6 protein-coding genes and 1 pseudogene are annotated in these 9,519 nt (G+C 68.1%); 2 read left to right on the plus strand and 5 right to left on the minus strand.

Going from position 1 to position 9,519, the window contains the following annotated elements:
* Positions 1–16: 16 nt before the first annotated feature.
* The 3 genes from gcvPB to ACWF94_RS23780 all read right to left on the minus strand — a co-directional run bounded on the left by gcvPB (position 17) and on the right by ACWF94_RS23780 (position 4,265).
* Entirely contained in the window at positions 17–1,579 is a 1,563-nt protein-coding gene (gene gcvPB, locus ACWF94_RS23770; protein ID WP_453491904.1) for an aminomethyl-transferring glycine dehydrogenase subunit GcvPB, read from the minus strand.
* Positions 1,576–2,979, minus strand: coding sequence for an aminomethyl-transferring glycine dehydrogenase subunit GcvPA (gcvPA, locus tag ACWF94_RS23775; protein WP_453491907.1), 1,404 nt, complete (start codon positions 2,977–2,979; stop codon positions 1,576–1,578). Before gcvPA ends, gcvPB begins: the two co-directional genes overlap by 4 nt.
* Before the next feature lie 65 nt (positions 2,980–3,044).
* Complete coding sequence (locus ACWF94_RS23780) at positions 3,045–4,265, minus strand: ATP-NAD kinase family protein (RefSeq protein ID WP_453491910.1); 1,221 nt, start codon at positions 4,263–4,265, stop codon at positions 3,045–3,047.
* A gap of 474 nt (positions 4,266–4,739) precedes the next feature.
* On the opposite strand from ACWF94_RS23780, the pseudogene ACWF94_RS23785 reads away from it, so the two are divergent.
* Positions 4,740–6,180: pseudogene (locus tag ACWF94_RS23785) on the plus strand (NF041680 family putative transposase).
* A 9-nt stretch (positions 6,181–6,189) separates the two neighbouring features.
* On the opposite strand, the gene ACWF94_RS23790 reads toward ACWF94_RS23785, so the two are convergent.
* Both ACWF94_RS23790 and ACWF94_RS23795 read right to left on the minus strand, forming a co-directional pair.
* Positions 6,190–7,131, minus strand: coding sequence for a LysR substrate-binding domain-containing protein (locus ACWF94_RS23790; protein WP_453491913.1), 942 nt, complete (start codon positions 7,129–7,131; stop codon positions 6,190–6,192).
* Positions 7,132–7,986: 855 nt separating this feature from the next.
* Positions 7,987–8,970: an MsnO8 family LLM class oxidoreductase gene (locus ACWF94_RS23795; protein ID WP_453491916.1), complete on the minus strand. Its 984-nt coding sequence runs from the start codon at positions 8,968–8,970 to the stop codon at positions 7,987–7,989.
* An 18-nt stretch (positions 8,971–8,988) separates the two neighbouring features.
* Between ACWF94_RS23795 and ACWF94_RS23800 the strand changes: the two genes are divergently transcribed.
* Positions 8,989–9,171: a hypothetical protein gene (locus tag ACWF94_RS23800; RefSeq protein WP_453491919.1), complete on the plus strand. Its 183-nt coding sequence runs from the start codon at positions 8,989–8,991 to the stop codon at positions 9,169–9,171.
* The last annotated feature ends 348 nt before the right edge of the window (positions 9,172–9,519 follow it).

The raw sequence follows: 9,519 nt of genomic DNA on the forward strand, positions 1-9,519 counted from the left end.
GGGTGCGGTCACCCGCTCAGCTTTCGGAGTCGGCGCTCGCCTTCTTGCGCTGGTAGGCGCGCCAGGTCATGGCCCACCGTGCCGGGTCGTCCATCGCCGCGTGATCAAGGCGGTGGACCGCCTGGTTGTGCGGCGCGTTCTTGACGATGTCAGGATCGGAATACGCCTCGTCCGAAATCTGCGCGAGCACCGCGATCCAGGTGTCGAGAGCCTCCTTGCCGTACATCTCACCCGCCTCGGGTGTGAACGGCTCCGGGATCAGCCAGGGTTCGTGGCTGGTAAACATGGCGTCAACGCCGAAGTCGGTCATGCGGTTCTGGACGTCGTGGACGTCCACGCCGGTCTCCTCCTTCAGCTGCGCCAGGCTGTAGCGCGTCATCTCCAGGCGCGGGCTGGTCGCGTCGGGGTGGGAGCGGGTGACGCCGCGAATGGCGAGCAGGCCCTTCTCCATGTAGTTGTTGGCGAGGACGGAGATGTCGGAGGCCTCGGCCACGCCCTCCGCCCCCATGGCGCGGATCCAGGCGTAGGCCTTCAGTACGACGGGCACGTTGCCCCAGAACTCGCGGATCTTGCCACAGCTCTGCGGCCGGTCGTGGTCGAGGTAGTACCGGTCGCCGTCATGGGCGACCATCGGAGTCGGAACGAAGGGTGCCAGTTCCGCGGAGCACCCGTAGGCGCCGACGGCCGGCCCTCCGACGCCGCTCTTCGGGGCGCCGAAGGTCTTGTGGAGCATGAACATGCAGGCGTCGAAGCCGATCTCGCGGGCGCGGATCTTGCTCATCATTCCGTTGAAGTTGGCGCTGTCGTAGAAGCAGAGGCCGCCCGCCTCGTGCACGATCCGGACCCACTCGCGCATCTCCGGGTTGTACACGCCCATGTCGTCGGGGTTGTTGACCATGAGCGCGGCCGTGCGGTCGGAGACCGCGGCCTTCAGGGCGTCCAGGGAGGGGTATCCGTTCTCGTCGAGCATCAGGGTGATGACCTTGAAGCCCGCCGCGGCGGCGGTCGCCGCGTTGGAGGGGTGGGTCTGGATCGTGGTGATGATCTCGTCCCGCTGCTCCAGTTCTCCGCGTGACGCGTGGTAGGCGCGCGTCACGGCACAACTGGTGTACGCGGCGTCGGCACCGCCGCCGGCCTGGAAGATGAACTGGTCCATGCCGGACAGCTCCCGCAGGATGGCGTCGAACCTGTGCACGAGCTCAAGCGTGCCCTGCATGGTGTCGTCGTCCTGATAGGGGTGTACCTCGGTGACCTCGGGACGCCATGCGATCGCCTCGTTCACCTGCGGGTTGTACTTCATCGTGCAGGTGCCGAAGAGGCTGACCCCCATCATGCCGAGGGTCTGCTGGGACAGCCGCAGGTAGTGGTAAAGCACCTCCGGCTCGGAGACCTCGGGCAGCGCCGGCCGGTCATGCCGGCGCAGTGCCGCGGGAATCAGATCGGCGGTGTCCCCCACCTCGGCACGTACCTCGTCCTCGGCCTCGGGTACGGCGAGGCCGCGGCGGCCGGGATAGCCCATCTCGAGGATGACCGGTTCGTTCCACACCGGGGCGTGGTATTCGCGAAGTCTGACGCTCATGCTGCTACTACCTCCGTGAGGGCGTCGACAAGACGCAGTAGGTCGGCCTGGGTGTGCACTTCGGTGACGCAGAACAGGGCGCTCTGCCCGAACTCGGGGAAGTCGCGGGAGAGGTCCTTGCCGCCGAAGATCCCGTACTCGCGCAAGGCCCGGTTGACCTCCGCGACGCTGCGTCCCGTGCCGGTGAAGTCCACGACGAACTCCTTGAAGAAGCCTGTGGGGTGCGTCACTCGGACGCCCTCGATCGCGTCGATGCGCCGCGCGGCGTAGTGGGCACGCTGCAGGATCAGTTCACCCACGTCCTTGAAGCCTTCCGGCCCCATCAGCGCCATGTAGGCGGCGTTGGCGATGGCCCACATGTAGACCGAGTGGCCGGTCCAGTCCTTGCCCTTCTCCCGCAGTCCGTATGAGGTCTGCTCGAACAGGGCGACACCGAAGCCGTACTCGCCCTCCTTGGCGGTGTCCGTGATGCTGATGAACAGCGTCGGGTACTGGTGGGCGTAGCGCTCCTCGTCGCGCGTGGCGATGAAGCCGCCCACTCCGCCGCCCGTGTTCATGTGGACCCCGAGCGGCTGAGTGGTGCCGATGACGATGTCGGCGCCGTAGTCCACGGGCGACGCGAGTACACCGAGTGAGATCGGATCGACGCCGACGATCGTCTCCGCGCCGGCGGCGTGTGCGATGGCGGAGATCTCCGCACCCTGGTGCTCGATCACGCCGAGGTAGGAGGGGGTCTCGAAGTAGACCGCGGCCGTTCGCTCCCCGACCACCTGCCGCAGGCTGTCGAGATCCATCAGGCCGGTCTCCGGGTCGAACTCGATGAGCCGGACCTTGATGTGGCTGGGCATCTCGACCGGTTCGCAGTAGTTGCGGATGACCGAGAGCCGTTCCGGGTCGATCGCGCGGACCACCGCCACCTCGTCCCGTCCGGTGATGCGCGAGGCCATGCGGATCGCGTGTCCGGCGGCCACCCCCCAGCTGCGGACCGGCATGCCAACCAGGTCCAGCTTGAGGAGCTCGCCGAGCTGACTGCAGAACTCGAACCAGGCCTGGTTGCGTCCATGGTCGGAACTCGGTTCACCGAACACCGAGGTGAGCCATTCGTTGCGGCGCACCACCTCGTCGACGGCCGCCGGCACGTGGTGCTGCCAGGTGCCCGCGCCGAGGAAGTTGAGGTTCTGCTCGGTGGTCTGGTTCTTGGCCAGGGTCTCGACGAGATGACGCCGAAGCTCGCTCTCGGACAGTGCTGGGGGAAGATCGAGTGGGCGGGAGAGGCGGTGCTCGGCCGGTACCTGGCTGAACAGTTCCTCCACGGACCCGACGCCGATCGAGTCCAGCATCTCCTTCTTGATGGCCGGTACGGAGTTGGCCATGTACCGGTGTGCCACGTGTTCCTTCACCAGATTCTCCTTCTCTCGCTTGCTTGACGGGTAAGTTCAAGTCCCTCGTGTGCCGGGCCGGCCGGTCAGGAGCGCACCGCGAAGAGGACGCTGCGGTCCGGTCCGGTGTGAAGCCGCAGATAGCCGCTGAGCAGCGCGTCGACCTCGGCGTCGCCCGTGTCGACGCGCAGGCTTCCCGCCTCCAGGGCGACGAGTTTGTCCATCGGCGCGATCACATCGATGCCGTCGCGGCCGACCTTGCGGATGACCTCGGCGCTGATCTGCTGGTTGCCGCGTCCGAAGAGGTAGCCCTGACCGCCCAGGACGCCGACCACGATGCGGGTCGGCCGTCCCTCCATGAGGCCGAGCAGCGCACGCTCATCGAGATCGGATCCGACGAGTGCGCCGTTCAGGACGGCGTCGACACCCAGGAGCGTGGAGGGCAGCCCCAGCGCGTCCATGACGCGTCGCATCGTGGTGCCGGGACCCACGATGTACAGGGTCCCTTCACGCATCCCCGCGGCGAGGCGCCGGCAGGCCGCTTCCACTGCGGCGTCGATGGCACGGGAACCCGCTTTGGCGTTCTGGGCCAGATGGCGCTCGTAGGGACTGCGGGCATAGCCGTAAAGGCATGCCGAAAGCCGGTCCTCACGGAACGCGGTCTCGTCGAGGTCCATCACCTCGGCGTCCCGCAGTCGGGCCGTGGGGCTGCCGTCGAGGAACAGCGCGGCGAGGCTGCCCGCGCTGTCGGGGCTGGCGCCGAACACCGCCGAGTGCATCTTCACGCCGGCCGGGATGCCGAGCACGGGCACACGGTCACCGACCACGCCGACGATGTCACGTGCCGTGCCGTCGCCGCCCGCGAACAGGAGTAGGTCGACCTCGGACATCATGGTTTCGGCGACCGCCTTGGTGTCTTCGGGCCCGCTGCCGCCGGGTCCTGTGCGGTGCACGACGACCGGCCGCAGCCCCGCGGCCAGCACGCTGTGCTCGCCCAGGTCTCCGGAGCCGGTCACGACCTCGAACGGGCCCTTCGAGGCGGCGGCGAGCCGGATGAGCGCGCGGGCGGCACGTTCACCCGAGAGCGGTCGTGCACCTCGGCGCCTCGCCTCTCCCAGGATCTCCGGTCCGTCGGTCCCCTTGAGCCCCACACTGCCGCCCATGCCGGCGAGCGGGTTGACGATCAGGCCCAGCTTCCTGACGGCCCCTGCCCCCTCTTCCCCGTGGGGGGCCAGGCGTCCGCGCCGCGGGGTCCGGGTGTGGACGGTGCCGGCCGAAGGAGGCTCGGGGTCCGGGTGATCCGACATCAGGTGACTCCTGTTCCTGGATCGAAGGGGGCCGGGGCACAGGGCCGCGGCGGGGTCGGGGCAGCGCAGGACCCACCGGAGTGAGGACGGTGGGGGAGTCTGCGGACGGCAGACCTGTTAGCGGCGCGGGAGGACGAAACGGCTGCTCAGTGACGCTGTGGCAGCCGGTTCTTCTTCAGAAAGCCAACCACTGTCGGGCGACAAAGTGAAACAAGATCTCTGCTGGTACTCACGCTGCCAGGTTGTTAATCGTCTCGCGAGAGGACACGGCGGGACGATCGGACCGCACGTGTCACGGGGCGTGCTCGCCCGGCAGAGAGACCGAGGGGTGGCCTTAGCTTGACGTTTATCGTCCGGAGTCGAACGCGCCCTCGAACTTGCCGTCGGTTCAGCTGAGTAGCTGACGTGGGAGCGGCCTTCGCCTGATCCTGTGCTCCGTCACAGAGGCACTTGACCAGGACGAAGGCCGTGTCCATGAGTCTTTTGCAGCAAGATGTCCTGCGGGATGCATTTGCCGAACTCTCCTCCTTCCGGGCAGAGTTGTATGCGTGTCTGACTGGGCGGCGCGATGCGTTGTTCGAGCTCGGTGACGCCTTGCTCTGTGCGGATGGCCCGGTGAGGACATTGGTCGAGCTCTCCTTGGCGCCGGAGTACCAGCGTGGGCATGGTGCGTTGTACGGCGGGGTGAACCGGGGGCAACTCGACGTGTCCCGGTTGCGTAGGGCGCTGGCGGGGCTGCCGCTTCCCCGGACGGCCCAGGGGCAGCTGGTCCTGGCCGTCGATGTGAGCAACTGGCTGCGACCGGATGCGAATACCAGCCCGGACCGGCTGTTCTGCCATACGTATGGTCGTGGCAGGGGGTCGGCCCAGATGATCCCCGGGTGGCCGTACTCCTTCGTCGCCGCTCTGGAGCAGGGGCGGACGTCGTGGACTGCCATGCTGGACGTGGTTCGGCTGTGTCCGTGGGACGACGCAACCGCGGTCACCGCCGCGCAGATCCGGGACGTGTTCCAGCGGCTGTATGTGGCGGGCCAGTGGCAGATCGGAGATCCACCCGTCCTGGTCGTCGCCGATGCCGGCTACGACGTGGGCCGCCTGACGTTCCTGCTGACAGACCTGCCGGTGGAGATGCTGGGTCGGATGCGGTCGGACCGTGTCCTGTACTTCCCGCCCCCGCCGCAGCCGCCGGGCAAGGTCGGCCGCAAGCCCAAGCGCGGTGCGGAGTTCGCGTTCGAGGTGGCCGCAAACTCAGCCGTCCCCTTCGGTCGCCACGGTGTCCGACACCAGCCACTACGGGAAGGCCGTCGCTGCTGCCTGGGATCGTCTGCACCTTTTACTGGTGCGGCGCTCGGCCTGGGCCGACTACCCCAAGGGAGAGCTACCGGTCATTGAAGGCACCGTCATCCGCCTTCAGGTCGACCATCTCCGCGGGGACTACAGCCCCAGGCCGGTCTGGCTGTGGTGGTCGGGCACTGATGCCACTGCGAGGGACGTGGACCGGCTCTGGCAGGCGTTCCTGCGCAGATTCGATCTTGAACACACCTTCAGGATGTTCAAGCAGACGTTGGGGTGGACTACTCCCAAACTCCGCGAACCGGCCGCGGCCGACCGCTGGACCTGGCTCGTCATAGCTGCCTACGCCCAGCTCCGTCTCGCCCGGCCCCTCGCTGAGGACCTACGCAAGCCCTGGGAACGGCCCGCGCGCCAAGGGCGCCTCACACCCGCACGCGTCCGTCGAGGATTTCGCCGCCTCTACAGAAGAACCCCTCAGCTGGCCAGCGCACCGAAACCCACCATCGCAGGCCCCGGCCGACCAACCGGGCTGAAGAACAAGCGCCGTGCACGCGTTCACCCCGTCGGAAAACAGGGCAGACCGGATCCATCCATCGCCCCCATCACCAGGCCGACTGGATAAACGTCAAGCTTAGAACTCGTAGGGCCTGCCGGTCGCCGTCGCTATCCTCGACACCAGATCCTTCTCCCGGTCACGCACCTCGACCGCCGTGGCACGGAACGCCTCGATCAACGGTGTCGCCGGGCCTCGCCACGCGAGTGCCAGCTCCGAGCCGGGCACGTCGGTGATCGGCCGGTACACGATCGACGGACGGGGAGCGAATCTGGACGTGCTGATCACCGTGATGGTGATCGCCTCGCCGGACCCGACCTTCTCCAGCTCCCCCTCCATCGACCCGACCACAGGGCCGATCCGCGGGAGCGAGCCCTCATCCAGCTCGGTGTCGCGCAGAGTCCAGAACCGGAACCATGTCTTGTCGTCGGTGCGCGGGGCGAGGATCCGCTCGTCGACGAGGTCGCTCAGCGTCACGGCTTGAGCGGCGGCGAGTGGATGGCTCTGGTCGACGCCGACCGCTCGGGGCTCGACGAACATCGGCTCCACGTGGAGGTCGGGGCACTCGATCGGCATCCGGATGAAAGCGATGTCCGTTGCGTCGGAGCACAAGCCGCAGGAGGGGTCGCTCCACTGGAAGGTCTCCAGTTCGAGGGTGACCGAGGGATAGCGAGCGCGGAAGGCGCGAAGTATCGGGGCGTTCAGCTCCAGCAGCGCGGAGAAGCTGAAGCCCACCCTGAGTACCTCGAGGTCAGGACGGGTTGCGCGGGCGGCCGCCGCCCCCTCCTCCAGAGCCGCGAGCGCCGTGCGCACGCCACGGAGAAAGAGCTCTCCCGCTTCGGTGAGGGCGACCGATCGTGTGGTGCGAATCAGCAGCGGGACTCCGACCTGCTCCTCCAGCTCGGCGATGCTGCGGCTGAGGCCCTGCTGCGAGATGCACAGGATCGCGGCCGCGCGCGTGAAGTGAAGCTCGTCGGCAAGGGTCGAGAAGTGCCACAACCGGCGCGTGTTGACGTCCACACGCTCAAGGTACGGGACCGCCGTAGCCCGCCGTGGTGGCCGGCCGCCTTCGACCACGGGCGCTGCCGTCCCAGGTAGGGCCAAGGCCTGATGTGAGCACGAAGAGCCGATCAGACCGTGCCCGACCAGAAGACCAGGCGCCGGCGGGCAGCCGGTCCCGACACCGTCCCGACACCCACTTCCCGAAGACCATGCATGGCCCGGCCGGGAAGAGGGGTAGGCTCCCGGCCGCGTACGGCACGGCCCGCCCGAGGCTGGGGGCACCACGAGCCGCTCGTTTCACGCCAGACCTCGACATCCCTGCCCGCCCGTTCGACATGCGCCGAACATCAGCAGTGGCCTGCTCCCCGTCAGAACGCGCGGCGAAGGTGCTGACCCGACCGGACGTGCCCGCTGTTGGCGGCGGGGCCGTGGGACGTTGGAGTAGCGGTAAACCGCTGGCCCACTTCCCCCCAGGGACCGCTCATGGGCAAGGACGCCTTGGCCGAAGCCGGTTCCGGTCAGGGTTGGTCGCGGGCCTGGCCAGCGGCGCGGGTCTCGGTGGTGGCGCCACGCGTGCTGAGTGTGCCACCGCTGGACTACAGGTGTGCGCGTACGAACGAAGCCGTCGCCGACGAGAGAAGAGCCGGGGAAGTGAATTGTGGCGTGCGCTCGCCGAAGTGATCGGTGGCGGATTGCTGATGCTCCTCGTCCCACTGCTCGTACGGGGCCTGGGCGGTTCACTCTCCGGCGAGGTGCGGCTTCTTCTGGGGACCGTCCCTTGTGAGAGTTGTGCCGTCGGGGATTCCGGCCGACCGGCCGTGCTCGGGGTCGTGCACACGGAGTGGTGACGGGTGAGCGGTTCCGCCCCGCCTTCTATTCGACGGCTTTCGCGGCCAGCTCGTAGCAGCGGATCCGTGCGTCGGCGTCGTACACGGAGGCGTAGAGCATCAGCTCGTCCGCGCCGGTCTGCTGCACGATCTCCGTGAACCGGCGGCGCACCGTCGCCACCGAGCCGCGCGCCTGCGCTGCGCCGATTGCTTCCACAGTGCCGCGCGCCTCCTCCGGGATCTCGTACGAGGCCGCTTCTTCCGGGGAGAGCAGCGCCGCCGAGGTCAGCTTGGACCTCGCGACGTCGGTCGGGCGTGCCAGGCGTGCGGCCTCCTCGTCCGTGTCGGCTACGACTGTTTCGACCGCGGCCATGACGTAGGGCCGGTCCGCCCACCGCGACGGTGTGAACCGTTCTCGGTAGCGCTCCGCTGTGGCGACGCTCTGGTCCGGCCGGATGTGGTGCGCCAGCGCGATCGGCAGTCCGTGCCGAGCCGCCAGCTCCGCGCTGGCCGGGCTGGATGCCAGCAGCCACGGGCGGGCTCCGCCCGCGTCCGGTTGCCAGCCGGCCAGCAGTCGCACTCCGCCTTCGCCCGAGAGGTAGCGCAGGATCGCGGCCACGTCCTCGGCGTACTCCGCGTCCGTGGTCGGCTCGCCGCCCCGGCGCAACGCCCGTACGATCGACTGGTCGAACGTGCCCGGCCCGCGGCCGATGCCCATGTCCATGCGGTCCGGATGCAGGGTTGCCAGGGTGCCGAACTGCTCCGCGACCGCCAGCGGCGCGTGGTTGGGCGCCAGGACGCCACCGGACCCGAGCCGGATACGCCGTGTCAGTGCCGCGAAGTGCGCCATCAGAACCGCCGGCACCACGCTCGCCGACAGTTCGGTCCCGTGGTGCTCGGCGAACCAGACTCGCCGGTAGCCGAGTTCGTCCAATCGAAGCACGGTTCGACTGGTCGCTTCGAGCGACTCGGCGGCCGTCCGGTTCGCCTCCGCGATCACGAGATCCAGAGCGGGTAGTGCGATGGTCATGATCGAAATCTCTCTGTGGTGAGCTGCGGCATGAAGGCGCGGGCGAGCAACTGGACACTGCGCACCAGTAGCGCTGAAGTCCGGCTGGCGTCGGACGGGTCACGTCGGCGCGCCACCGTGTTCACCCTTGCCGAGGTCGAGGGCCTCATGGAAAAGGGATCCCGAACCGGCGAAGACCTGAACGGCCGCTACCTCCAGTGACGCAGGCATGGACTACTTCACGCAGGCGCTGACCGGCCTGCCCGATGGTGGTGACTTCACGCAGGTCGTCTTTCAGCGTTCAACGACGAATGGTCGTCTGCCGCCATCATGGAACGGTCGATGAATCGCACCCTGTGCGGTGCGCGGGCATATGTGCGCCCCTGCTCCAGCTGTGCCGAGGCCCTGGCAGGTTGCCTCCACACCGACGACTGCCATTCCTGACACCGCGCTCAGCGATCCGGCTTGCCGTGACTCTCCGTGCGGATTCTGCCCTTGCTGGATTTCTGCGCATGGAGACGGGCCCGGATCATGGGGCCTTGCACGCGAGGCGGTGGTCATCCCCACCAG

Source organism: Streptomyces sp. NPDC055078, assembly GCF_053607985.1.

Coding starts and splice junctions, on each gene's coding strand:
- gcvPB (WP_453491904.1), bottom strand. CDS start 1,579: ATGAGCGTCAGACTTCGCGAATACCACGCCCCGGTGTGGAACGAACCG.
- ACWF94_RS23795 (WP_453491916.1), bottom strand. CDS start 8,970: ATGACCATCGCACTACCCGCTCTGGATCTCGTGATCGCGGAGGCGAAC.
- ACWF94_RS23780 (WP_453491910.1), bottom strand. CDS start 4,265: ATGTCGGATCACCCGGACCCCGAGCCTCCTTCGGCCGGCACCGTCCAC.